The organism is Tardiphaga sp., assembly GCF_041424195.1.
Classification (GTDB): Bacteria; Pseudomonadota; Alphaproteobacteria; order Rhizobiales; family Xanthobacteraceae; genus Tardiphaga.
The window spans coordinates 25,065-47,665 of record NZ_JBGMOE010000079.1 but is presented as its reverse complement, the minus strand read 5'-3'; the positions used below and the strand labels follow the sequence as shown (position 1 = coordinate 47,665).

22 protein-coding genes and 1 tRNA gene are annotated in these 22,601 nt (G+C 61.6%); 5 read left to right on the top strand and 18 right to left on the bottom strand.

The genetic code is table 11. The features are described 5' to 3' along the window. The first annotated feature begins 69 nt into the window (after window positions 1-69). Genes def through truA form a run of 3 tightly spaced genes read left to right on the top strand, consistent with a single transcriptional unit; the run spans window position 70 to window position 2,353 of the window. Window positions 70-591 carry a peptide deformylase gene (gene def, locus ACEK02_RS12625; protein ID WP_371422042.1) on the top strand — a complete coding sequence of 174 codons (522 nt, stop codon included), beginning with the start codon at window positions 70-72 and terminating at the stop codon, window positions 589-591. A gap of 39 nt (window positions 592-630) precedes the next feature. Further along, entirely contained in the window at window positions 631-1,563 is a 933-nt protein-coding gene (fmt, locus tag ACEK02_RS12620) for a methionyl-tRNA formyltransferase (protein ID WP_371422041.1), read from the top strand. A 49-nt stretch (window positions 1,564-1,612) separates the two neighbouring features. Beyond that, the gene (gene truA / locus ACEK02_RS12615; protein ID WP_371422040.1) at window positions 1,613-2,353 is read left to right on the top strand and encodes a tRNA pseudouridine(38-40) synthase TruA; all 741 of its coding nucleotides are present in this window, start codon (window positions 1,613-1,615) and stop codon (window positions 2,351-2,353) included. Here truA and ACEK02_RS12610 read toward each other — a convergent pair. The 12 genes from ACEK02_RS12610 to rpmH all read right to left on the bottom strand — a co-directional run bounded on the left by ACEK02_RS12610 (window position 2,350) and on the right by rpmH (window position 11,867). Then, a complete protein-coding gene (locus tag ACEK02_RS12610) occupies window positions 2,350-2,910 on the bottom strand; it encodes a 5'-methylthioadenosine nucleosidase (protein WP_371422039.1) in 561 nt (186 codons plus the stop codon). The two genes, truA and ACEK02_RS12610, sit on opposite strands and share 4 nt — an antisense overlap. After that, window positions 2,907-4,064, bottom strand: coding sequence for a succinyl-diaminopimelate desuccinylase (gene dapE, locus ACEK02_RS12605; RefSeq protein ID WP_371422038.1), 1,158 nt, complete (start codon window positions 4,062-4,064; stop codon window positions 2,907-2,909). Before dapE ends, ACEK02_RS12610 begins: the two co-directional genes overlap by 4 nt. Next, the gene (locus ACEK02_RS12600; protein WP_371422037.1) at window positions 4,064-4,540 is read right to left on the bottom strand and encodes a DUF805 domain-containing protein; all 477 of its coding nucleotides are present in this window, start codon (window positions 4,538-4,540) and stop codon (window positions 4,064-4,066) included. The genes dapE and ACEK02_RS12600 overlap by 1 nt, the downstream gene beginning before the upstream one ends. 67 nt (window positions 4,541-4,607) lie before the next feature. Continuing rightward, a complete protein-coding gene (gene dapD / locus ACEK02_RS12595) occupies window positions 4,608-5,453 on the bottom strand; it encodes a 2,3,4,5-tetrahydropyridine-2,6-dicarboxylate N-succinyltransferase (protein WP_371422036.1) in 846 nt (281 codons plus the stop codon). 74 nt (window positions 5,454-5,527) lie between these two features. After that, entirely contained in the window at window positions 5,528-6,262 is a 735-nt protein-coding gene (locus ACEK02_RS12590) for a pyrimidine 5'-nucleotidase (protein WP_371422035.1), read from the bottom strand. A 23-nt stretch (window positions 6,263-6,285) separates the two neighbouring features. Next, window positions 6,286-7,335 carry a DUF1036 domain-containing protein gene (locus ACEK02_RS12585; RefSeq protein WP_371422034.1) on the bottom strand — a complete coding sequence of 350 codons (1,050 nt, stop codon included), beginning with the start codon at window positions 7,333-7,335 and terminating at the stop codon, window positions 6,286-6,288. Continuing rightward, on the bottom strand, window positions 7,335-8,231 hold the full coding sequence (argB, locus tag ACEK02_RS12580) for an acetylglutamate kinase (RefSeq protein WP_371422033.1): 897 nt from the start codon (window positions 8,229-8,231) through the stop codon (window positions 7,335-7,337). The genes ACEK02_RS12585 and argB overlap by 1 nt, the downstream gene beginning before the upstream one ends. 92 nt (window positions 8,232-8,323) lie before the next feature. Next, entirely contained in the window at window positions 8,324-8,701 is a 378-nt protein-coding gene (locus ACEK02_RS12575) for a DUF423 domain-containing protein (protein WP_371422032.1), read from the bottom strand. Beyond that, entirely contained in the window at window positions 8,701-9,351 is a 651-nt protein-coding gene (gene yihA / locus ACEK02_RS12570) for a ribosome biogenesis GTP-binding protein YihA/YsxC (protein ID WP_371422031.1), read from the bottom strand. Before yihA ends, ACEK02_RS12575 begins: the two co-directional genes overlap by 1 nt. Before the next feature lie 61 nt (window positions 9,352-9,412). Then, window positions 9,413-11,272, bottom strand: a complete 1,860-nt coding sequence (yidC, locus tag ACEK02_RS12565; protein ID WP_371422030.1) for a membrane protein insertase YidC — start codon at window positions 11,270-11,272, stop codon at window positions 9,413-9,415. A gap of 73 nt (window positions 11,273-11,345) precedes the next feature. After that, window positions 11,346-11,708 (bottom strand): ribonuclease P protein component, encoded by a 363-nt coding sequence (gene rnpA / locus ACEK02_RS12560; protein WP_149533584.1) that lies wholly within the window; start codon window positions 11,706-11,708, stop codon window positions 11,346-11,348. 24 nt (window positions 11,709-11,732) lie between these two features. Continuing rightward, a complete protein-coding gene (gene rpmH, locus ACEK02_RS12555; RefSeq protein WP_011471298.1) occupies window positions 11,733-11,867 on the bottom strand; it encodes a 50S ribosomal protein L34 in 135 nt (44 codons plus the stop codon). A 447-nt stretch (window positions 11,868-12,314) separates the two neighbouring features. Here rpmH and ACEK02_RS12550 point away from each other — a divergent pair, with 447 nt between their 5' ends. Both ACEK02_RS12550 and ACEK02_RS12545 read left to right on the top strand, forming a co-directional pair. Next, window positions 12,315-13,742 (top strand): ATP-binding protein, encoded by a 1,428-nt coding sequence (locus ACEK02_RS12550; protein WP_371422072.1) that lies wholly within the window; start codon window positions 12,315-12,317, stop codon window positions 13,740-13,742. 163 nt (window positions 13,743-13,905) lie between these two features. Next, window positions 13,906-13,982 (top strand) — tRNA-Arg (locus ACEK02_RS12545). Here ACEK02_RS12545 and ACEK02_RS12540 read toward each other — a convergent pair. The 6 genes from ACEK02_RS12540 to ACEK02_RS12515 all read right to left on the bottom strand — a co-directional run bounded on the left by ACEK02_RS12540 (window position 13,953) and on the right by ACEK02_RS12515 (window position 22,579). Then, the gene (locus ACEK02_RS12540) at window positions 13,953-15,617 is read right to left on the bottom strand and encodes a recombinase family protein (protein ID WP_371422029.1); all 1,665 of its coding nucleotides are present in this window, start codon (window positions 15,615-15,617) and stop codon (window positions 13,953-13,955) included. The two genes, ACEK02_RS12545 and ACEK02_RS12540, sit on opposite strands and share 30 nt — an antisense overlap. Window positions 15,618-15,977: 360 nt before the next feature. Further along, window positions 15,978-18,680 (bottom strand): MobF family relaxase, encoded by a 2,703-nt coding sequence (gene mobF / locus ACEK02_RS12535; protein ID WP_371422028.1) that lies wholly within the window; start codon window positions 18,678-18,680, stop codon window positions 15,978-15,980. 438 nt (window positions 18,681-19,118) lie between these two features. Further along, window positions 19,119-19,286 (bottom strand): hypothetical protein, encoded by a 168-nt coding sequence (locus ACEK02_RS12530; RefSeq protein WP_371422027.1) that lies wholly within the window; start codon window positions 19,284-19,286, stop codon window positions 19,119-19,121. 74 nt (window positions 19,287-19,360) lie between these two features. Beyond that, window positions 19,361-21,067, bottom strand: a complete 1,707-nt coding sequence (locus ACEK02_RS12525; protein ID WP_371422026.1) for a type IV secretion system DNA-binding domain-containing protein — start codon at window positions 21,065-21,067, stop codon at window positions 19,361-19,363. Between the two features lie 2 nt (window positions 21,068-21,069). Beyond that, window positions 21,070-21,684 carry a hypothetical protein gene (locus tag ACEK02_RS12520; RefSeq protein WP_371422025.1) on the bottom strand — a complete coding sequence of 205 codons (615 nt, stop codon included), beginning with the start codon at window positions 21,682-21,684 and terminating at the stop codon, window positions 21,070-21,072. Then, window positions 21,677-22,579 carry a hypothetical protein gene (locus ACEK02_RS12515; protein WP_371422024.1) on the bottom strand — a complete coding sequence of 301 codons (903 nt, stop codon included), beginning with the start codon at window positions 22,577-22,579 and terminating at the stop codon, window positions 21,677-21,679. Before ACEK02_RS12515 ends, ACEK02_RS12520 begins: the two co-directional genes overlap by 8 nt. Window positions 22,580-22,601 lie beyond the last annotated feature (22 nt).

Genomic DNA, 22,601 nt, shown 5'->3' with positions numbered 1-22,601 from the left:
AACGGCCTTCGAAGCCCCTGCATTTCCAACGGATTGACCCGGACAGGCGCGCAGATTAAATCGCCCGCCATGGCCATTCGTGAAATCATTATACTGCCGGACAAACAGTTGCGGCTGATCTCCAAACCTGTCGAGAAGGTGACGTCGGAGGTGCGCAAGCTCGCCGACGACATGTTCGAGACGATGTATGACGCACCCGGGATCGGGCTGGCGGCGATCCAGATCGCGGTTCCGCTGCGGCTGATCACCATGGACATCGCCAAGAAGGACGATGAGGAGGACGGCAAGAAGCCGCGTGTCTTCATCAATCCAGAGGTCATCTGGGCCTCGGAAGAACTCTCGGTCTATGAAGAGGGCTGTCTGTCGATCCCTGAATATTACGAGGAAGTGGAGCGTCCGGCGACGGTGCGGATCCGCTATATGGACCTCGACGGCAAGACCATCGAGGAAGAAGCCAGCGGGTTGTTCGCAACCTGCATCCAGCATGAGATCGATCATCTCAATGGCGTGCTGTTCGTCGACTACCTGTCCAAGCTGAAGCGCGATCGCGTGCTGAAGAAGTTCACCAAGCTCGCCAAGCGCGCGGAGTAGGTTTCTCCGCGTAACGCTGCAACAGATCGGCTCCGACCTATGTCGCTTCGTTTGATCTTCATGGGCACGCCGGATTTCGCGGTGCCTACGCTGCTCGAACTCGTGGCCCATGGCCATGAGATCGCCGCCGTCTATACCCGCGAAGCAAAGCCCGCTGGCCGTGGCATGAAGCTGCAGCCGACGCCTGTGGCGCGCGAGGCCGAGCGGCTCGGCATTCCCGTCTTCACCCCGAAGACGCTGCGGACGCCGGAGGCGGAAGCCGAATTCCGGTCGCATGAGGCCGAAGCTGCGGTGGTTGTCGCCTATGGTATGATTCTGCCGCAGAACATTCTCGATGTGCCGCCGCTCGGCTGCTTCAACCTGCACGGCTCGCTGCTGCCGCGCTGGCGCGGTGCGGCACCGATCAATCGCGCGATCATGGAAGGCGACGCGGAGAGCGGCGTCATGGTGATGAAGATGGATGTCGGTCTCGACACCGGGGATGTCGCCATGGCCGAGCGGCTGGCGATCACCGATGCGATGACGGCGCTGGACCTGCACGATGCACTAGCGCCGCTCGGCGCCGACTTGATGGTGCGTGCCATGGGCGCGCTGGAAAGGGGCCGGCTGAGCCTGACGCCGCAGAGCGATGTCGGCGTCACCTATGCTGCCAAGATCGACAAGGCCGAAGCCAAGATCGACTGGTCGAAGCCGGCACGTGACGTGCTCAGGCATTGCCATGGTCTGTCGCCGTTTCCCGGCGCGTGGTGCGAAGTGCCGATCGAGGGTGAATCGGTGCGCGTCAAGGTCCTGCGCTGCGAACTGGCGCAGGGATCAGGTGCCCCCGGCGCATTGCTGGATGATCGGTTGACGATTGCCTGCGGGCATGGCGCGATCCGGATCATCGATCTGCAGCGCGCGGGCAAGCAGCCGATGAAGGCCAGTGAATTCCTGCGCGGTACGCCGCTGAAGCCGCCGCTGCGCCTTTCATGAGCATGATCTTGTCCGAAAACCGGTGGCCACTTTTCGGGATCATGCTCTGATGCCGCGCTACAAGATGATCATCGAGTATGACGGGACGCCATTCTCCGGCTGGCAGGTGCAAGCCAATGCGACGCTGACGGTGCAGGGCGCGCTGGAGCGTGCTGCGGAGGCCATTTGCGGCGAGCCGATCCGCGTTCACGGCGCCGGCCGCACCGATGCCGGAGTCCATGCACTCGGCCAGGTCGCCCATTGCGACGTGCCGAAAGTGCTGGTGCCCGGTCGCTTTCGCGACGGCATGAATGCCCATCTGCGGCCGCATCCGGTCGGCGTGCTGTCGGCGGATGTCGTGCCTGACGATTTCGAGGCGCGGTTCTCGGCGATCAAACGCCACTATGTCTACCGGATCAGCAATCGGCGGGCGAATCTCGCTGTCGATGCCGGCCGTGTCTGGCGCGTGCCGCGTCCGCTCGATGTCGCGGCCATGAGCGAGGCCGCCAAGCGCCTGCTCGGGCGGCACGACTTCACGACCTTCCGCGATACTGAATGCCAGGCCAAGTCGCCGATCCGCACGCTCGATCAGCTCGACGTCGCGCAGAACGGCGAGGCGATCACCATCACGACCTCCGCACGCTCGTTTCTGCACAGCCAGGTGCGCTCGATGGTTGGCTCGCTGGTCTGGGTGGGCAATGGCCGCTGGACGCCGGACGATCTGGCTGCTGCTCTGGCTGCAAAGGATCGCAGCGCCTGCGGCATCGTGGCGCCGCCCGACGGTTTGTATCTGGTAAAGGTCGACTACTAGACCTTCACACCCTTCATCGTGTCCCAGAACAGATCCTGGCCATTGGCGACATTCGCCGTCCAGTGCTCATGGGCGACATCATTGGCGTCGTCGGTGATGAACTTGAAGGCGCGCCAGCGGATGCCGTGGCGCAGGCAGACCTGCGCGATGGCAAACAGCTCCATATCGACGATGTCGACATTGTTCGCTACCAGCCAGGGATCGGTGGATGTGACGAAACTGTCACCACTGCCGCAGACCACGCCGCGCTGGCCCGAGACCAGCCGGTCGAGATCTGGCGCAAAGGGCGTGCGGCCGCGCGGCGCCAACGGCTCAGCATTCATGTCGCGCTGGATCACGTCGCTGACCTCGACGAGGCCGCTGAGTTTGGTGTTCAGCTTGCCGGCGGTGCCGTAGTTCACGACGAGCTTGGGCTGCATGGCCTGCACCGCCTGAAGCGTTGCGATCGTGGTGTTGATCTTGCCGACGCCGGTGAAAATCACCTCGATCTCGGCAGGCGCGCGCGATTTGTCGAGCTCGCTTTCGAGCGCGGTGAGGACGAGAATCTTGCCGTTCATGCGAAATACCGATCCAGCACGCCATGATAAATTTGGGTGAGCTTTTCCAGATCAGACACCTTCGTGTGTTCGTCGATCTGGTGCATGGTCTGGCCGACCAGGCCGAATTCGATCACCGGGCAATAGTTCTTGATGAAACGCGCATCGGAAGTGCCGCCGCCGGTGTTCAAGTCAGGCGTGCGACCTGTCACGTCCTTGATCGCTGCGACGACCGTATCGGTGAACGCGCCCGGCTTTGTGACGAAGCTATCCGAATTGCTCGGCTCCCAGATCACATGCGCGCGAATGCGATTGCCAGCAGCAGCCGCGACGCGTGAATCGATCAGGTCGCGCAATGATGCCTGCGTGTGACGATCGTTGAAGCGGATGTTGAATTTCGCGCGCGCTTGCGCCGGGATCACGTTGCTGGCGGTGTTGCCGACATCCACCGAGGTGAATTCGAGATTGGACGGCTGAAACTGCGCATTGCCCTGATCCAGCGGGTCGCCGCTGAGTGCCACGATCAGCGCAGCGATGTCCGGCACCGGATTGGACGCACGATGCGGATAGGCGACATGGCCCTGCACGCCGTCGACGACCAGCGTGCCGGATTGCGAGCCGCGGCGGCCGATCTTGATGGTGTCTCCCATCTCCTCGACATTCGAGGGCTCGCCGACGATGCAGTGATCGAACTTTTCGCCGCGCTCGGCGGCCCATTGCAGCAGCTTCACCGTACCGTTGACCGCAATGCCTTCCTCGTCGCCCGTGATCAGGAACGAGATCGACCCCTTTGGTTGGCCGCCATTCGCTGCGAGATAGTCCAGCACGGCGGCCACGCTGGCGGCGATACCCCCCTTCATGTCGACGGCACCACGACCGTAGAGCAGCCCGTCCTTCACGTCGCCGGAAAACGCGCCATGGGTCCATGCGGCTTCATCGCCGGGCGGCACCACATCGGTATGGCCGGCGAAACAGATATGCGGCGCGGAAGTCCCGATGCGGGCGTAAAGATTATCTATATCGGCGCTGCCTTCCTCGCTGAAGGTGACGCGATGCACGGTAAAGCCTGCCGATGTCAGCAGCCGTTCGAGCACACCAAGTGCGCCGGCATCGGCAGGGGTGACAGAGGGGCAGCGAAGCAGTTCTTGAGCGATCGACAGCGCGGTGGTGGACATCAGATCCTTGGTGCAGTGGCTAGTTCGGCGAGCGGATCGGGACCGTATTCATTCGGCCCCGCTGTGCCGCGCAGGAAACCCAGCTCGACGATGGCCCAGATGGTCACGGCGAAGCTGGCAATATGAAAGACGAAACTGGTGCTTGCGCTGCTGGTGCTGCCGATGCCGCTGAGCACGCTGGGCCCGAGCCAGAACACCAGGATCCACCACCCGCTCTTCTCGCGGTCGTGCAGCCGCTTGATGCCGGTGGCGATGCCGGACCATGTGCCGGCGGTGATGAGGACAATGGCGGCCAGCCACAGGAGCAGTGCGCCGCCGACCATGCTGAACAGGCGATCGGTGTCAAAGCCGCCGAGCCACATCACGGCAGCAGTCCCGAAGGCGATCCAGGCCACTATGTAGATCAGGATCGCGAGCCAGTATTTGCCGCGATTGATCCGTCCCTTGAAGCTGAAAAGCAGCGTGGTCCAGTCCATGGCAGCCCCAGGTCAACGGATCGGTCCGGTCTGCGCGATGCTACGCGCAAACCGGCCGGAACGACAATCAGTCGCGCAGCAGCTCGTTGATGCTGGTCTTGGAGCGGGTGCGCTCGTCGACGCGCTTCACGATTACCGCGCAGGCGGTGGAGGGGCCGATCTGGCCGTTCTTCATCGGCTTGCCGGGCAGGTTGCCCGGGACCAGCACCGCATATTCCGGTACTTCGCCGACGAACACTTCGCCGGTCTCGCGATCGACGATCTTGGTCGATGCGCCCAGGAACACGCCCATGGCCAGCACCGCGCCCTTGCGGACGATGACGCCTTCAGCGACTTCCGAGCGGGCGCCGATGAAACAGTCGTCCTCGATGATCACCGGACCGGCCTGCAGCGGCTCCAGCACGCCGCCGATGCCGACACCGCCTGAAATGTGCACGCGCTTGCCGATCTGAGCGCAGGAGCCGACCGTCGACCAGGTATCGACCATGGAGCTCTCATCGACATAGGCGCCGAGATTGACGAAGGACGGCATCAGCACGACGTTCTTGGCGATGAAGGCCGACTTGCGCACGATGGCGCCCGGCACGGCGCGGAACGCGGCGCTGCGGAACTGGTCGTCGCTCCAGCCGTCGAACTTCGAAGGCACCTTGTCCCACCACGGTGCACCGCCGGGACCGCCCGAGATCGAGGTCATGTCGTTGAGGCGGAACGACAGCAGCACAGCCTTCTTCAGCCACTGATTGACCGTCCACTTGCCATCGTCGGCGCGAACGGCAACGCGCGCCTCACCCCTGTCGAGCAGGTTCAGTGCCTGGTCGACGGCGTCGCGCACTTCGCCCTTGGTCGAGGGGTTGACGCTGTCGCGCGCATCAAAGGCGGCATTGATGGTGGATTCGAGGGCGGTCAGCGACATCGCGATTTCCTTGGGCAAAATGGGCAGAGATTTGATGATTTCGAAGGCTTTTGTCGGGATTTGGTCCGGGAGAGTCAAGACGCGCCGGCCGCCATCCCGCCCTGGCGTGCCGTGTTCAGCGCAGCCAGAAACCCGGTCAGATCGTCGGTGACGTGATCGACATGGTCGTCGTCACGGCCTTCCAGCTCCCAATCCTCGCGGACAACCTCCCTGGCGCCGTCGGGCACGATCAAGACGGTGGTCATGCCGAGCTGGTGCGGTACCACGAGATTGCGCGACAGGTCCTCGAACATGGCGGCCTTGGAGGGATCGACGCCGTGCAGGCGCAGGAACTTGTCATAGGTCCGCTGTGCGGGCTTCGGCTCGAGATCGGCGGCGATGATGTCGAAGATCGCTTCGAACTGATCGGCGAAGCCCAGACGCTCCAGCACGGCGCCGGCATGCGCCACAGAACCGTTGGTCAGGATCAGCTTGCGGCCGGGCAGTTGCGCGATGGCGGCCCCCATCACCGGATTGGGCTCCAGCGGCGAGTGATCGATCTCGTGGACGAAAGCGAGGAAGTCGTCGGCGCGGACACCGTGCTCGGTCATCATGCCGCGCATGGTGGTGCCATAGCGCTTGTAATAATCCTTCTGAACCCTGAAGGCCTCGTCAGGCGAGACCTTGAGGAAGTTTGCGACGAAGTCGCGGATCTTGCCATCGACCTGCTGCCACAGGTTCACGTGGTGCGGATACAGCGTGTTGTCGAGATCAAACACCCATGTCTCGATATGGTTGAAGGCTCGGGGCGATTTGGTCGGCAGGGTCATTGATTGTCTCTGTTGTCCGGTCGTCACGGCGTCGCGAAGCGCAGCGTCTTGCCGCCGCCCGACATATCGACGATGGCATAGCCGGCGCTGGTGAGGCCGCGGGTATTGCAGTCACTGTGTTCGCGAATCTCGAATTTGCTCTCGCGCGTGCACAGCAAGCGAACGCCGCCCCAGTTCAACGGCTTGTCGTTGAGCTTGATGGCGCGACCGCTATCGTCGACGGCCTCGGCGAAACTGAGGATCTGTCTGGGTTGACCGACGACGTCCGGCCGCAGGCATTTGCCGGGTTCGATGCGATACCAGCCGCGGCTGACAACGCCTTTGCCGTCGTCGGTCGCGACAGACGCCATGACCTTGTAGGATGTATCGTTGCACCAGGTGAGGCCGGTCGCGGAGGGCGCCTGCACCGCGGCGATCATGGTTTCGAAGAAATTCGGCGTTGAAACCACGTCGGCCGCAAGACCGCGGCTCTTGAGGAATGACGAGAGCGCGCTCTGGGTCTTCGGCCCGTCGACGCCGTCGATGGGGGCGGCGTCATAGCCGGCGATTACCAGCAGGCGCTGAATCGCAGCGAGCTTGGCCTGCTCGTCATCATACTCACTGTCTTCGGCGAGATAGGCGACCATATTGCCGTCGTCGGTCTGCGTCGGCTTGATCATCGTGAACGGTACTTGCGACTGCCCGGCGCGGCACTGACGTGCGGCGGCAATGACGAAATTATCCGGTGCGATGCACAGATTGTCGGTGCCATTCTGCGCCACGGGTGATGCGCCATAGATGCTGAGCGCGCGGGCATGAAGCAGGATGCGGTCGGCCGTCAGCGTGCCCTGCACGACGACGCGGCACTGCGCCGGGTCGATGCGAAACCATCCGCGGGTCGCGGTGGCGCTCCTGTCGTCGATGCCTATGGCGGCTTCGACGACATAGCTCATGCGGTTGCAGAGTTTGAGGTCGGCGCGGGCGGCCGTCGTAAACAGGCTGAGCAGCAAGACCCCGCCGAGCAAGAGCAAACCACCAAACGTGGATGGCCGGGACGAGCCCGGCCATGACGACGTGTGGTGTGGCGCGTCCATCACTTGTGGATCAGCGTGCCCGTGCCCTGGTTGGTGAAGAGTTCGAGCAGGACCGCGTGAGGCATCTTGCCGTCGATGATCACGACACCTTCGACGCCTTGTTCGAGCGAGTAGATGCAGGTCTCGACCTTCGGGATCATGCCGCCGGAAATTGTGCCGTCGGCGATCAGCTTGCGGGCGTCCTTGATCGACAATTCAGGAATCAGCTTCTTCGACTTGTCGAGCACGCCCGGCACGTCGGTCAAAAGCAGCAGACGCTTGGCCTTCAAGGCGCCAGCAACGGCACCGGCAAAGGTGTCGGCATTGACGTTGAAGGTCTGGCCGTCCCGTGAGGATGCCAGCGGCGCCAGCACCGGGATCAGTTCATAGCCGATCAATTGATTGAGCAGCGTCAGGTCGACCTTGTCGGGCTCACCGACGAAGCCGAGATCCACCACCTTCTCGATGTTGGAATCCGGATCGACCATGGTCCGCGTCGCCTTCGACGCGGTGACCATGTTGCCGTCCTTGCCGCACAGGCCAACGGCCTTGCCGCCGGCTTCGTTGATATAGCTGACGATCTGCTTGTTGATCGAGCCGGCCAGCACCATCTCGACGATCTGGATGGTCGCGGCATCGGTAATGCGCAATCCGGCGGCGAATTCCGACTTGATGCCGAGACGCTGCAGCATCTGCGCGATCTGCGGCCCGCCGCCATGCACGACCACCGGATTGATGGCGGTCTGCTCCAGCAGGACGATGTCGCGGGCAAATGCGCGGGCCGTATCCTCGGCGCCCATGGCGTGCCCGCCATATTTGATGACGATCGTCTCTTCGTCATATTGCTGCATGTGGGGCAGCGCCTCCGACAGGATGCGGGCCTGGTCGAGAGCACTGATGATGGGCGCGTCGGTCATGAAGCGGATCTCACGGTGAGCAATCTGCGGCGCGTTCTAGCCGATTGATTGCCGCCGCGCAAAGCATCGCTGCCCTGTCCAGTGGCCCGGCGTCAGGCGCTGCGCGGCCAAGCTGCGGATACCGCCAGCGCCAGCCAGCTCAGGATCAGCAGGGCGCCGCCGGTCGGTGCGGCCATTGTGAACAGGCCGTGACCGACATATTGGCGCAGCGTCAGGTCGCCCGCGAAGATCGCGGCAGCAATGACGAAGCCGAAGGCCGCTGTCAGGCCGATCTGCAGGTGGGCGACGCCGCGCTCGATCAAAGCGACAGCGCCGAGAATGGCGGCGGCATGAAACAGCAGCATCGAGGAGGCCGAGGCCAGCCGGGTCGCGTCGGGTTGATGCGCGGAAACGGCGGCGAGAATGACGCCGTCGGCGCCCATCACGCCGGCCAGGATGACAAGAATCCGAAACAGGCTAAAGCGGGACATCAATTGCGCTCGCTCAACAGGCGGACCATCGCGGCCCGCAATTCGGCCATGCCGTCACCGGTGCGCGACGAGGTCACCAGCACGTCGGGAAAGGCGGCCGGATGAGTCCGCAGTTCGGTGCGGACCTCTTCGAAGGTCTTGTCGAGCTCGCTCTTCTTCACCTGATCGGCCTTGGTCAGCACGATCTGGTAACTGACCGCGGAGCGATCGAGGGACTTGAGCACGTCGAGGTCGACATCCTTCAGGCCATGCCGGGAGTCGATCAGAACATAGACGCGCGCGAGGCTCGCGCGGCCCTGGAGGAAATTGTAGATCAGCTTGGTCCAGGACGCGATCTTGACCTTGGGCGCCGATGCATAGCCATAGCCGGGCATATCGACCAGCCGGAAGTCGGAGCCGTCGGGACCTTCGAAGAAGATCAGCTCCTGGGTACGGCCGGGCGTGTGCGAGGTCCGCGCCAGCGCATTGCGCCCTGTCAGTGAGTTGATCAGGCTGGATTTGCCGACATTGGAGCGGCCGGCAAAGGCCACTTCCATCCCTGCCATTGGCGGCAGGGTCTCGATCGAGGGCGAGGCCCAGATGAACTTCCATTCGCCGGCGAACAGCAGGCGCCCCTGTTCGATCAGCTTCGCATCGGTGTCAGTGGTCATGCGAAGTCTTTCCGGGCTTCGCGCCCCGGCTCGCGCCGGGGACGTCAGCCACTTGGTTTGATCAGGTCGTCTTCTTCTTCACGAAGGTCGACTTCACGTTGTCGAACAGTTCGACCTTCACGCCGTTGCGATTCATGATGTAGGCCTGCTGCAGCACCGAGAGGGTGTTGTTCCATGCCCAGTAGATCACGAGACCTGCCGGGAATCCGGCCAGCATGAAGGTGAAGATCAGCGGCATCCAGTCGAAGATCATCTTCTGCGTCGGATCCGGCGGTGTCGGATTGAGCTTCATCTGGAACCACATCGTGATGCCCATGATGATCGGCCAGATGCCGAGCGCGAGATAGTGGCCGAACACGGGAATCGTCGTCGGATCGACGGGGATCAGGCCGAACAGATTGAACAGGTTGGTCGGATCATGCGCCGACAGATCCTTGATCCAGCCGAAGAACGGCGCGTGCCGCATTTCGATGGTGACGAACAGAACCTTGTAGAGCGAGAAAAACACCGGAATCTGCAACATGACGGGAAGACAACCGGCGATCGGGTTGATCTTCTCCTTCTTGTAGATCTCCATCATCTCCTGCTGCTGCTTCATCTTGTCGTCGGGAAAGCGCTCCTTGAGCGCCGCCAGCTGCGGCTGCACGGCCTTCATCTTGGCCATCGAGGCGTAGGACTTCGAGGCCAGCGGGAAGAAGATCAGCTTCACCAGCACCGTCACCAGCAGGATCGCGATGCCGAAATTGCCGAACAGGTGGAAGAAGCAGTCGAGCGCCAGGAACATCGGCTTGGTGATGAAGTAGAACCAGCCCCAGTCGATCAGAAGGTCGAAGTGGTTGAGGCCGAGTGCCTGATTGTAGCCGCCGAGACCGACGGCCAGCGGGAAGTTGATGCCGACGGTCGCGGCTTCCTTGGCGCCGGCGAACAGGCGGGCATTTGCCGTGCCGGTGCCGCCGATGGCGATGGTCTGCGCATCCTGCAGATAGTCGGTCTGATAGGTCCGCTGGGTGCCGCTCAGATTCGACGAGAACCGGGCCTGCAGCTGCGCATTGGTATCGGGCAGCAGCGCCGAAGCCCAGTATTTGTCGGTGATGCCGAGCCAGCCATTGGTGACCTTGAAATTCACCGCCTTGGCTTCGTCGATCTTCTTGTAACCGTATTCCTGCAGGCCCTGGTCGCCGAGATAGCCGACGAGGCCTTCATGCAGGATGTAATAGCCTTCGACATGCGGCGTGCCGTGACGCGAGATCAGCGCGAACGGATACAGCGTCACAGGCGCGTTGCCGATGTTGCTGACGTCGTCCTTGACCGAGAACAGATAGCGGTCGTCGATCGAGATCGTGCGGGTGAAGGTCAGGCCGTCGCCGTTGTTGTACTTCAGAACAACTGGCGTGGTCGGCGTCAGCGCGTTGGAGCCTTCCTGCTGCCACTGGGTGTTCTGGTCGGGAATCTTGGTGTTTGCACCGGCGGCGGCGACCCAGCCGAACTCGGCATAGTAAGGCGCGGCAGTGCCCGAGGGGGAGAACAGCACGATCGCCGGAGACTTCGGATCCACCGTGTCGCGGAACTTGGTCAGCGAGATGTCGTCGATGCGCGCGCCCTTCAGCGCGATGCTGCCGGAGATGCGCGGGGTGTCGATCTTGACGCGCTGCGACGCTGCGATAGCGCTATCGCGGCTGACGACCGGAGCATTGGCCGGAGCTACATTCGCCGGTGCGCCGCCTGCGGCGGTGGAGTTCGCCGTTGGCGTCGTGCTACCGGGCGTGGCGTTTGGCTGTGCGGCCGGATTGGCGAGCTGGGTCTGCGTCGCGGTCTGCGCGCGCTGCTTCTCCATCTGGGGAATGTTGTAGAAATATTGCCAGCCGATCAGCACCAGGCCGGACAGAATGACGGCAATGATGGTGTTGCGATTATCGATCATCGTTCAGGTCTCGTCATTCAAATGCGGGTGCGGCTCTCGCGGCCAGCTGCGCGCTTGTGGCAGGCTGGGAGCGTCAGGTCACGTCAGTTTTAGAAGATTGCATCTTAGCGGATTGCCGATCGAGGCGGTGCAGCGCCGAACGGAGGTCGTCGAGCATGGTCGTAAAATCGCGTTGGAGCGCGACACGACGGCCGACTAGCACATAATCGCTGTGAGGTCGCATGGATAAGACATCGACGCGCTTCACCAGTTCGCGAAGCCTGCGCCGGATCCGGTTCCGCTCGGTGGCGGTTCCGTTTTTTTTGGTCACGGTAAAGCCGACCCGGATCGGGCCGTCGTCGTCACGTCGCCGGGTTTGCATCACGAAGGCAGGGCTATTCACCCGCGGCCCATTGGCAGCGGCGAGAAAGTCCGCCCGCTGCCGTAACCGGTCCATGATGAACTCTCGGAAGAGATCCGATCAGGCGCTCAGGCGCTTGCGGCCACGTGCGCGGCGCGCAGCCAGAACCTTGCGGCCGCCAACGGTCGCCAAGCGAGCGCGGAAGCCGTGACGGCGCTTGCGCACCAGTTTCGAGGGTTGATAAGTCCGCTTCACGGGTCGTTCTCCGCTGACCGGGCAATTCGCCGAGTAATTTGAGGTAAGTCCTAAGATGCTGGCTCAGCGAGCCATTTCCGGCCCAAAGACGAGCCGCACCCGATCTAAAACCGGGCCATCGCGGACAGTTGGCGGGCTTATACGGGAGCGTCCTGTTTTCGTCAATGTTGCCCTGTAGCGGTGTTCCGGTCCGCCAAATTCCTGGAACTATGGGATTAATCCCATTTGTTCGGTGTTTTCAGGTTGTTGGCGGTTATGAAATTGCTCTATGGCTGGAGTTTGTTCGCTGAGCGGACGGATTTAAGAAATGGACGCGAAGATCATCGTAACAAATCGTCGTTGGACCCATATCTCTCGATAGTTCAACGTCAGACCGTGAAATCAGAGGCCAATATTGTGTTTTCGGCCGGCGAAAAGCCCCTCGAGCCCTCGTTCAGTCTTGGCCCCATGCGACGGCTGGGGCTGTCGGGCAAGCTTTTGCTGCTCACAATTCCGCTGGTGCTGATTGCCGAAATTCTCATTTATGTTCCGTCGATCGCCAACTTTCGGATCAATCGTCTGAATGACAGGCTGGCCGCGGCCAATACGGCAGCGCTGGTGCTGGATGCCGCGCCGCTCGGCATGGTCCCGGAATCGCTGTCGCGACAAATCCTGAGCAGCATCGGCGCCCGTGCGGTGGCCATCAAGATGGGCCAGCAGCGCCGTCTGCTCGCCAGCGCTGATCTGCCCGCACAGATCGACCATGACATCGATATGCGGTCGATGACCGTATGGTCGGCGATTGTCGATGCGTTCGAAGTCATGCTGGAGAGTGGCGATCAGACGATGCGAATCATCGGTCCGGCGCCTGGTGGAGCGCAATTCATCGAAGTAGTGGTCGATGAACTGCCGCTGCGGCAGGCGATGTATCGTTTCTCCAGCAATCTGTTGTGGGTGTCGCTGGGACTGGCAATTCTCTCGGCGGGGCTGGTCTATCTGGCGCTGCATTATCTATTCGTGCGGCCGATGCGGAATCTGACGGCCAATCTCGTCGCGTTCCATGAAAACCCCGAAAGTTCGGCGCGAATCATCGTGCCGAGCCAGCGTGCCGACGAAATCGGCGTGGCGGAGCGCGAGCTGTCCGACATGCAGCGCGATCTCGTCTCGATGCTGCATCAGAAGAGCCGCCTTGCCGCCTTGGGCCTCGCGGTCTCGAAGATCAATCACGATTTGCGCAACCTGCTGGCCTCGTCGCAATTGCTGTCGGATCAGCTGTCCAGCGTGCCGGATCCGCGGGTGCAGCGCTTCGCGCCGAAGCTGATGCGCTCGCTGGAGCGCGCTATCGCCTTCTGCCAGTCGACGCTCTCTTATGGTCGCGCGCAGGAAGCGGCACCGGATCGCAAAATGATGCTGGTCGAACCGGTGGTTAATGAAGTCCGCGAATCGGCGGGGCTTGCCACCGACGCCTCGATCGGCTGGGTCAATGCCATCGAGCGCGGGCTGATGGTCGATGCCGATCCCGACCAGTTGTTTCGCATTTTGCTCAATCTGGTCCGCAATGCGGCCCAGGCGCTCGAAGGCCAGCCGCAGAGCGATGCCGCCCCGCAGCAGATCCGCATCACCGGCCGGCGCGAAGGTGCTGTGACCATTCTCGAAGTGTCCGACACCGGCCCCGGTGTCCCGCAACGGGCGCGCGACCATCTGTTCGAGGCGTTTCAAGGCTCGTCCCGCCCTGGCGGTAGCGGCCTGGGTCTGGCAATCGCCGCCGAACTGGTCCGTGCCCATGACGGCGACATTAATCTGGTGGAAGGCACGTTGGGGGCCACCTTCCGCATAAGCCTTCCTGACCGGCCGGTGGAACTGCACAGTATCCGCACCGAGCGTGCCCGCGCCTGAGCGATTTTTCCAGCATGTCACGGGAGTGAAATAAGCGCTCAAGGGTGCTTGCCAAGCCGGGTCCGACCCGGTAGCTATGGCCCGCTTTCGCAGACCAAGGTTTGCCAAACGCATTCGATGTCGGCGGGCCCTGACTTTTGTTTGGCCCCCAACATCGCGGCACGCGCCCGTAGCTCAGCTGGATAGAGCACGTGACTACGAATCACGGGGTCAGAGGTTCGAATCCTTTCGGGCGCGCCATTTGCGTACAAAACCACGAACTCCTCCGTTCGTGTTCTGTTTGCCTGCAATGACGGCTTGCAGGATATCTCTACTGCCGATGATCCTGACGGCTTGATCATCGACTTCGACCGCGTCGATGATTGAGCGGATGTAGCCCTTTCTGGCGTTGGTATCGCCGTTATCAAGCTTCTCGGTCATCAGGCGCGCAAAGGCATCTATCTTCTGGGCATCGATTGCTGCGACCGTGCCACATTGGGACCGGGCGCGATCGAGCGCGGCCTTGGCGCGTTCCCGTTCGGATTTGAGGCTGGCGGTACGTTCGCGCAGAATGTCATCGAGTTCGACAATGCCATCCTCAATGGATCGGTAGAGCCGTTTGAGTCGATCCTCGGCATCGCTGACCTCCCGCTGCAGGGTGAGAAGCCTGCGATCGACGGACTCGCTCTTGGTTGCATGGCGCTCCATCAACGATCTCAGTATCTCGGCAATTCGATCTGGAGCCAGGACCTGCTGCTTTAAATTGGTCAGTACGATTTCATCCAAAGTCGCCACGGGGACGTGGCGGCCCTTGCAAACGGTCTTGCCCTTCTGTTGGCAACCCGCACAGGAATAATATGAGTATGATCTTCCCTGACGGTTGGTCGTTCCTGTCCGGGTCATTCCGGAGCCGCAGGATGCGCAGACGGCGAGTCCCGTAAGCAGAGAGGGACCATTGACGACGCGCGGCGGCGTGGTCTTCGGATTGCTCTGTGCGAGCTTCGCTTTCACCCGGTCGGCGTCAGCTTGGTCGATCAGGACCGGGACAGAGATGTAGATCACGTTCGACGGCGCGTGCTTTCCGCCCTCACGGGAATTGCGCTGGCCGTACGGCCATTTTCCGCTCGCATAACAATCATTGGTCAAAATCTTGTGGACCGGCCCAACGCCAAAAGTCGATCCGCGCCGCGTGCGATAGCCATGGCTGTTCAACCACTTTGTCGCCTCCTTGACGCCGAGCGGTCCAGTCGCGCCGTCACCCTCGAGATAGAGCTTGTAAATGAGACTCACTGTCTCGGCTTCGACCGGATCGATGTCGAGCTTCTTCTTGATCTTCTGACCACGACGCTCCGCTTCAACGATCTTGTAGCCGAGAGGCGGTGTGGCGCCATTCCAAAATCCCTGCTTAGCGGACTCCCGCATTGCTCTCGATGTATTTTTCGAGATTTCTCGGGAGGTATGCTCGTCGAACGCCCCGATGATCTGACGAACCAGGATTTGGCTCGGATCATCGCCCGTCGGTTGTGTCACCGAGACAACGTCGACACCGTGCTTGCGCAGCTTCCGAATCGTCAGTTCCATCTCGGCCACATTGCGGAAGAAGCGGTTGAACGCGTAAAAGATGATCGCATCAAAGGGATGATCCGATCCGCAGGCGCGTTCGATCATCTCCTGGAGCGCCGGCCTGCGATCGTCCGTCGCCGTGGCGGCTTCGATAAACTCTTCGGCGATGAAATAGTTGTTCTGGTCGCAATAGGCAGATGTGATCTGACGTTGTGACGGAATCGACGCGTCGTTGGCAAACTGGCGGCCGGTACTCACGCGATAATAGGTCGCTGCTCGCTTTACATCATCGGTCTGCGCCGGGCTCACGTTGTGAAATGAATGCTTGTTCATCGAGATATCTGCCAACTTTTATGTCACGCAAACGCACGTGACTCGTGATTTTGCCCAGCTCGCAGCATGACCTGTCAACTGTTATGTGGCGCTCGATTTCGATTGATTGGTCGAGGTTTCGGCGAGTAATCCTTCAGATCGCTGCCGAGCAAAATCTCAATGGCGCGCAACTCGCTATCCGAGACGGGCAGCGGGGAGGGAAGGCTCACCGTCACCCGAAAATCCTCCGCCCGTGACGGCACCTGGCTTCGCCGCGGCTTGCGACCAGGGTTAGGTGTCGACGGTGATTTTGCGACGATCTGGTCGCGCGCGGGGGCGCTTGGCCGATGCAACGCCGACGGCTTGCGCGAGGCGGCCTGCCTAGAGCTCATGGCTGAGCTCCCGCCGCTGCTGGCGCACCTGCGCCGCCTGCCGGTCCAGCGGTTTGACGCGCTCGATTACGTCGAGCGTCGAAATCTTCGGTGATGCCCGGGACAGCCGCTCGGCCAGCCAGGTCCGGCGTTGCCCATCGGAAAAGACGACGTCATCGCGTTGCTGATCGAATGGAAGCTCGGCGGCAAGCCGCCGGTCGATGCTGTTTGCCTCCACGACGAGGGTGGTTTGCTCGCGCGCGCGGCTCGCCGCAACGTAAATGTCGTGCCGGTTATAACTCTGATCGAGATAGACTATGGTGTGATCGACCGTCAGACCCTGGGAGCCATAGATCGTCGAAGCGTAGGCCCATCCGAGACGGGCGCGGCCTTGGACATCTGCAAGACTGCTCGGATCGAAGGTCACTCGCCGGCCGGCGATCTCTGCCTCGATGCGCACGCGATGGGCGTCGGAGCCACGTTCCCCGCGCTCGCTGACCTTCGTGACCGTTCCAATGGTGCCGTTGATGACTCCGAGGTCATCGTTACGGGCAAGAAACCGGATCTGGTCGCCGGCAGCGAGAGATATCTGGGTGGTATGTCCCGACGGCGTGGCCGCCGCGAACGACACCTCGCAGCCTTTAACGAGCCCTGCCGCCTTGCGGCGTTCGCGCGCCACACGCGAAACGGCAGTCACCGCCGCGTTGGATTTTGCAAGAATAAGCACCGAAGCGTCGGAATCGCGGGCCGCTATTCCTTCGGCAGCGTCCAGGATGGAAGCGATCGCGGCCTTCGCTCCCTGCGCCTCGATCAAGAGGCCGCGTTCGGCGAATGCCTTTAGTCCGGCGGCAGCGTTTCCCTTGCCGAAAGAGCTGATGGCTTCGCGCGCCCATGCTTCGCGTTGACGAACGATCGTATCGACGCGGACCGCTTCGACGGCACGTGAGACGAGGTCCAGCCCGGGTCCGCCGATCGGTTGAATCTGACGGCGATCCCCGACCAAAATTGCCTTGGCGCCAGCCTTGACGACCGCGCCGAGCAATGCGTGCATCTGACGAGAGGACAGAAGGCCGGCCTCGTCAACGATCAGAAGTGTGTCTTCGTCGAGGACCCGATGTCCGGCGTTCAGCATCGCGATCCAGGACGCCGTCGCACGCGATTCGATGCCGAGATCCGTTGCCAGATTGTTGGCGATGCGCCACGCCGCCGCTGTGGCGATACATCTGACTGAGACAGGGCTTTGTCGACCCTCGTCCCGGCTCTTCCCGGACCTTGCGCCAGCGCTGCCGGAGGAAAAGCTGTAAGAAGATACGATCTGCGAAAGCGTGGTTGTCTTCCCGCTGCCAGGCGCGCCCTCGATAATCGAGATCGCACTATCGCCGCAGGCACCGAGCACCGCCTCGGTCTGCTCCACATTCAAGCCGGCGGCATTGCACTGTTGAGCGGCTAGTTCCAGGTCGACGCCGTGCCACGTGTGTCTTGCCAGCGCCAGCGCCTGCTCGACCACCTCACGTTCGATGGCGATGATCTCGGGCGTGGAGTAACAAGGCAGCCCCAGCGCATCGCGGCCAATCTCGATAACGGCGCCGTCTTGCAACAGACGTGCGACCTCGACTTCCGCGCGCTCGGCAGGCAGACCGGTGCCGACGAAAGCTGCTGTCACAGAGCGCAACAGCTCGCGGCGCTCGATGACACTGTCATGCTCAGAAAGAACGACCGGCAACGCTGCCAACCGCTCCGAAAGCAGCCGCTCCGCGGCCTGCCGATCGAGCGTCGGTGTCGGATCACGCAAATTCTCTGTGAACGTATCGACGTCAATGCCGATTGATCGTGCGGCTTCCGCCCAAATTTCCTGGCGCCGAACGGTCTCGTTCTGACGCTTGGCGCTGCGGGTCGCTTTTGCGATCGCGGCGGCAAGAGCTGTTGCTTCGCTACTTACAACACCGTGTCCGGCGAGTTCAGCTTCAATCTCCTGACGGCGCGCGCTGAAGTAGCGGATGACCTCGTCGCCAACGCCGGCGATTTCAAAGACGCCATTTTTGCCTGTTCTATCGATCGCGAAACCGAGCGTCTGGAGCTCATGCGCCAGCGCGGCGTGGTATGTCGCACCGGCGGCCATTTTGAAGTCACGGATCAATTTGGAGTGCAGACCACCGACGGTAAAATCGCTCTTACGCGTAGCAATGTTCAGGACCACGCAATGCGTGTGCAGATTTGGATCACCGAAAACCCGACCGTCGGCGTGCTCGGTCGGTCGACTCTCGCCGTGCTGGAAAGTCCCCGAGGTGATTGCTACCTTCTCGAGAAAGGCTCCGTCTTTGCCCCTCCGCGCCCATGCCGCTTCACGCTCCAGCACCCTGAGCGTTGCCCGCGCGGCTCGTAGCTGCGCGGCTTCGATCAGACATTTTGTATCGTACGATGCAAATGCCCAGACCAGCGAAACCGAGCGCGGCGTGCTTAGAGTTATGTCAAACGCAGGCGTGCGCTCTTTGTGTCGACGCACTTTGTCGACAAGCGATTGCCCATCTTTGTCGATGGCGTGATAAAGCCGCTCGAACGTTTCGCGGTCGACCTGCGAGCCATCGATCACGCCGAGATCTCCGGCGGGTGCGTACCATTGTCCGGCCGGCTCACTGCTGCCGTCATAATACTCCGTCTCACGCTGCCGCGTGTAATAGGTGCTTGCCGCTGCAGGATTCCAGGTCGCAACCACGAAAAAGGCCTCCTAAAGAAGGCCCTCTCATTAGTCACATTTTTCACGCGTTGGCCGCGAACAATACAGGAAGAATTCCATCGCAGAACCAAGGTCTTGCAGCTCACCTAGATTAGATCTCAAATGACACGATCCAACCTTCTACTCGCCTGCACAATACGACTCCGTCATCGAGCCGCGCGCTCGCCAAAGGTTCTCGGTTTCATCCGCTGTATGTCGCGGCCTCACTGGGCCACACGGCGCTGTGGTAAGCTGCCAAGCAAGAACTCGCAGGCGCTGGTCGCCGTCACTACACGGGCCCGAGCCAACTTCTTTAGTACGAAAAAAGCGCTGGCCTTGGCCTGAACCAAGCGGCAGTCGCGATCGCCGGGGATTGTACGACTCCGACGGCTTCGTCGTCATCATAAGAATCGCGTGGCGCAAAAAAAAGGGCTTTACTCACGTGTTTGCAACAAGTGTCGCCGTCAGCGCCAGCTCGACAATCACGTGCGACGGCCGGACCTGCATCCGGCGCTGGCGAGCAAGCTCGAGAATGGCAAATGGCGCCTCGTCGAAGCAGATCTCACGTGCCGCGAATCCCGCACGCGGGAGCAACACGCCCTGCATGCCGCCCGCTAGGTGGGTGCGACTATCTGCCATCATCCGCGTGCGCAGGGCCGTCCGTGTGAAATCTGCGATAGCTAACCTCTCCGTCGCGGCCAAGTGGTGATAGGCCACTCCAATTCGAGGATGTTTCCCAATCCAACGACCAGCGCCTTGATTCGGCGGTTTCGAAGTCCGAGCCGCTGGGCGAGATGTTCAGGCCGTACGATCGGCACCTCCCTTACGTGCGGCGCCATCGTCGTTCTTTCGGTCTTTCCCGCCGGGCCTCGTTCAGTCGTAGTGCTATATTCCTTTTCGAGAACTTCCCGTTTTCCGATCATCTTATCGGCGAGTTCGGTCGTCTCAGCGCCATGCGTCTGGGCACAGACGATTTTGGTTGCGAACCGCTGGACCATGCTTTCCGCCGCCTCGCCGTAGATACGGCGGAGCTGGGCGATGTCTTGCACGGCAGCGATGGTGGAAACACCTTTGTTCCTGCCGGTGTCGAGCAATTCAGGCCATCGCCTGAGGTGACCCAACGCCGGCGCCTCGTCGATGACAAAACTCCGCGTCCGTGTCTGGCTGACCGCGAGGTTTGGATCGCCGACGGCACCGGTAATCACGTCCATGACCATGCCGATCCAGGCTGCGCTCATGTCGGGATGGCGTCCGGAACGTTGGACAATCACGACACGTGGTTGGCGAGGTTTGTTCCCCAGAGGAGGGCCGACCACCCATTGAGTAAAGGAGAACTGTCGCGCCGCCGGGATTCCATCCCAAGCCAGCGCGAGCGGCCGAAGCACTCGCAGTACACTGGCACGGAACGTCAATAGGAACGATACGCTGGTGCGGCTGAGTTCTCCGGTCGTGCTGTCGTACTCGATCAGCTTCGCGGCTGGGGGATAATGTTGTTCAAATTGTCCCGAGAGCGTTTTCGGGTCTCGCAGGCAAGCGTCATAGAGTTCGGTCGCGCCCCACGCCTCTCCGCGTTCTGCTTTGCAGAGGATCATGCAGCCTGCATACATGGTCGAGCCGCCCTTGCCCCAGATGGCATCGCCCGTCTGTAGAACCGCCTGGTCAGCGGCGGTTTCACAGTCGCGATCGTCGCGCAAATCAGCACCCATGCACCAGGCCCAGGTTCCCACCTGATCAGGATTGATCGCTGCGAACTGCGTTGCCGGCATCGGAAATCCGTCGAGGATTTCGCCGGTCGTGTCGTGCACAAACATGGCGTGATCGCCCTTCGGATGCTTCTTCAAGCGGGCGATCAGTTCGTTGAGAAGGAAGAGGATGATACGCGTTTTGCCGGAGCCGATCGCTCCGAGCAAAAGGACATTGCGAACCTCGCGTCGGCGGGGGATGCTCAGTCCGGGAGCCAATTGGATCGTACGGTCATGATCTTCTGCCTCGGCGGCGGCCATCTGGTTGCCGGCAGCTAAGGCTGCCTTTCCACGGAGAAGCTGAAGTCCTACATAATGTTCACGCGTATCGACGATCGGGGTAACCGACTTGCGGATGCGGAATCCGAATATGGCTGAGACCAGGATCGCAAGCGCGCAACCAACGAGCCGGGGACTAAGCTCGCGCGCGAGATCATCGCGGAGAATCGCCTCGTTAAGGACGCCCGCCCGTAACGCAGTCCATAAATCCGTGCCGGTGACGGCTACGTCGTTATCTAGCCGCCATGCGGTCGGCGGCAGAATGAAGAATGACGCAGCGATCGAAAGCGCGCAGGCCAGCAGCGCCATCATCAAACCGTTGAAGAACGCCGGCGCCACAGGCTGCGCCTCATATTTTGCAAGCATGCTCAGTCCTCCAGGCGGCCGCGTTCGCGCCAGACCACCAGTTGGGCGTTGGCCGGTATCCATTGCCACGGAAGGTGACGATTGGTGCGCCGCAGGGTCTCAGCCGGGACATTCAGTTTCTGAGCTACCCAATCCCAGTTCAGATCTTGGGTAGGGTAGTAAACGCACCCGTCGGTATATTCGCTCAGTCGCTTGCACACCGGCCAATTGGCCGTCATGGCCGAGCGCACGACCTCCATGCGACTGAGCGTCCATTTTGCTGCCAAAGGCGCAATCACGCCGGTACCGCTGAAGATTGCCGACACGATGATTGTCATGATCGTCGATTGGGCCAGTGTCGACTGCTCACGCCACCAGGTTTTCAGCGTAAAGCTACGCCGTTTCTTTTCGCTGACTTCATTGGTATCGGACGCCGGCAACCGTACCTGTGGTGCGATCGTCGCGACGACGTCTCGATACTGATCGAGCTTGAGCTGATTGAAGACCCGGGGAGGCTGCCGAAGGAGCTCCTCCGGCGTCAGTTTCTTCAGCCGCCGGATGAGATCTTCTGACGCTTTGGTCGCGTCAATCGTGATGCGGGCCACGTCTTCGCGGAAGGTGGTGCGGCGATCAGGCATCACCGCCTCCCGCCAGCGTCGGCAACACGCGCTCGATCTCCTCCAGGATCACGCCGCTCCATTCGGCGACATCCTTCACGAACAGTTTCGCTTCGTCTCGCTGACCCCCGACCCGCCGGATGGCCTCAGCGTAGTTGTCCAAATGCCAACCGACGATGGTGGACGGCAACACGTGCATGCGTTCATAGATCGCCATCGAGCGCGCCCGCATCTTCGGCATCCGAATGACCGGGTGCTTCTTGAGCGCGGCGCTGAACGCTTTGCGCAGCCCGCTATCGAGATATTGGGCCGAGGCGACCGGATTGCCGACGAACTCGTTGGCTACGATCACCGGGCGCGCATTTGGCATATTACGTTCGAGCCGGCCGAGCTCGCGCAAGAGCTGGGCGGCGGAGTCCTCGCCGGCCTTGCAGAGCACGAACGCAACCACGTTGAGCTGCAGCGCGTCGATGTCCTCGGTAAGATCGAGGTCGGTGATGGCGGCGTGGAACATTCCCGCCATGGCACCTCCGACCTCGAGCAGGCTGGATCGGCCGGTCTCCGGCATTGCGGTGACGGCGCGATACCATGGCGCGATCACGTCTGCCGCGACCAACTCCTCGGCGCGGCTCTGGCGCTCCGGCACAGCCAGTGAGGTCACCTCTTGGCCGCTCTTGGCCGCAAGCTTTCCCTTGGTGTCGATTTGGTAGAGATCGAGCGGCTTTCCGTAAAGATGGAAGGCGTTGGCGAATTGCACCCCGAAGTGCGTCTTCCCGACACCGCCATCGTCCGCCGTCACGACGAGCGCGACCGGCGAGGTCGAGCTCATCAAGCTCTGCTTCTGAACCATCAACTTGGACTCCTGTCTGTTGTGACAGAGCCGTTGTAGGCTCAAGCGGCCGATCGCGGCCGGCATCAATAGCGGGCTAAAACCAATG

What these genes read in the sequence shown, in the direction of transcription:
- def (WP_371422042.1), top strand. Translation starts at nt 70, where the DNA reads ATGGCCATTCGTGAAATCATTATACTGCCGGACAAACAGTTGCGGCTG.
- fmt (WP_371422041.1), top strand. Translation starts at nt 631, where the DNA reads ATGTCGCTTCGTTTGATCTTCATGGGCACGCCGGATTTCGCGGTGCCT.
- truA (WP_371422040.1), top strand. Translation starts at nt 1,613, where the DNA reads ATGCCGCGCTACAAGATGATCATCGAGTATGACGGGACGCCATTCTCC.
- ACEK02_RS12610 (WP_371422039.1), bottom strand. Translation starts at nt 2,910, where the DNA reads ATGAACGGCAAGATTCTCGTCCTCACCGCGCTCGAAAGCGAGCTCGAC.
- dapE (WP_371422038.1), bottom strand. Translation starts at nt 4,064, where the DNA reads ATGTCCACCACCGCGCTGTCGATCGCTCAAGAACTGCTTCGCTGCCCC.
- ACEK02_RS12600 (WP_371422037.1), bottom strand. Translation starts at nt 4,540, where the DNA reads ATGGACTGGACCACGCTGCTTTTCAGCTTCAAGGGACGGATCAATCGC.
- dapD (WP_371422036.1), bottom strand. Translation starts at nt 5,453, where the DNA reads ATGTCGCTGACCGCCCTCGAATCCACCATCAATGCCGCCTTTGATGCG.
- ACEK02_RS12590 (WP_371422035.1), bottom strand. Translation starts at nt 6,262, where the DNA reads ATGACCCTGCCGACCAAATCGCCCCGAGCCTTCAACCATATCGAGACA.
- ACEK02_RS12585 (WP_371422034.1), bottom strand. Translation starts at nt 7,335, where the DNA reads ATGGACGCGCCACACCACACGTCGTCATGGCCGGGCTCGTCCCGGCCA.
- argB (WP_371422033.1), bottom strand. Translation starts at nt 8,231, where the DNA reads ATGACCGACGCGCCCATCATCAGTGCTCTCGACCAGGCCCGCATCCTG.
- ACEK02_RS12575 (WP_371422032.1), bottom strand. Translation starts at nt 8,701, where the DNA reads ATGTCCCGCTTTAGCCTGTTTCGGATTCTTGTCATCCTGGCCGGCGTG.
- yihA (WP_371422031.1), bottom strand. Translation starts at nt 9,351, where the DNA reads ATGACCACTGACACCGATGCGAAGCTGATCGAACAGGGGCGCCTGCTG.
- yidC (WP_371422030.1), bottom strand. Translation starts at nt 11,272, where the DNA reads ATGATCGATAATCGCAACACCATCATTGCCGTCATTCTGTCCGGCCTG.
- rnpA (WP_149533584.1), bottom strand. Translation starts at nt 11,708, where the DNA reads ATGGACCGGTTACGGCAGCGGGCGGACTTTCTCGCCGCTGCCAATGGG.
- ACEK02_RS12550 (WP_371422072.1), top strand. Translation starts at nt 12,315, where the DNA reads ATGCGACGGCTGGGGCTGTCGGGCAAGCTTTTGCTGCTCACAATTCCG.
- ACEK02_RS12540 (WP_371422029.1), bottom strand. Translation starts at nt 15,617, where the DNA reads ATGAACAAGCATTCATTTCACAACGTGAGCCCGGCGCAGACCGATGAT.
- ACEK02_RS12530 (WP_371422027.1), bottom strand. Translation starts at nt 19,286, where the DNA reads ATGCAGGGCGTGTTGCTCCCGCGTGCGGGATTCGCGGCACGTGAGATC.
- ACEK02_RS12525 (WP_371422026.1), bottom strand. Translation starts at nt 21,067, where the DNA reads ATGCTTGCAAAATATGAGGCGCAGCCTGTGGCGCCGGCGTTCTTCAAC.
- ACEK02_RS12520 (WP_371422025.1), bottom strand. Translation starts at nt 21,684, where the DNA reads ATGCCTGATCGCCGCACCACCTTCCGCGAAGACGTGGCCCGCATCACG.
- ACEK02_RS12515 (WP_371422024.1), bottom strand. Translation starts at nt 22,579, where the DNA reads ATGCCGGCCGCGATCGGCCGCTTGAGCCTACAACGGCTCTGTCACAAC.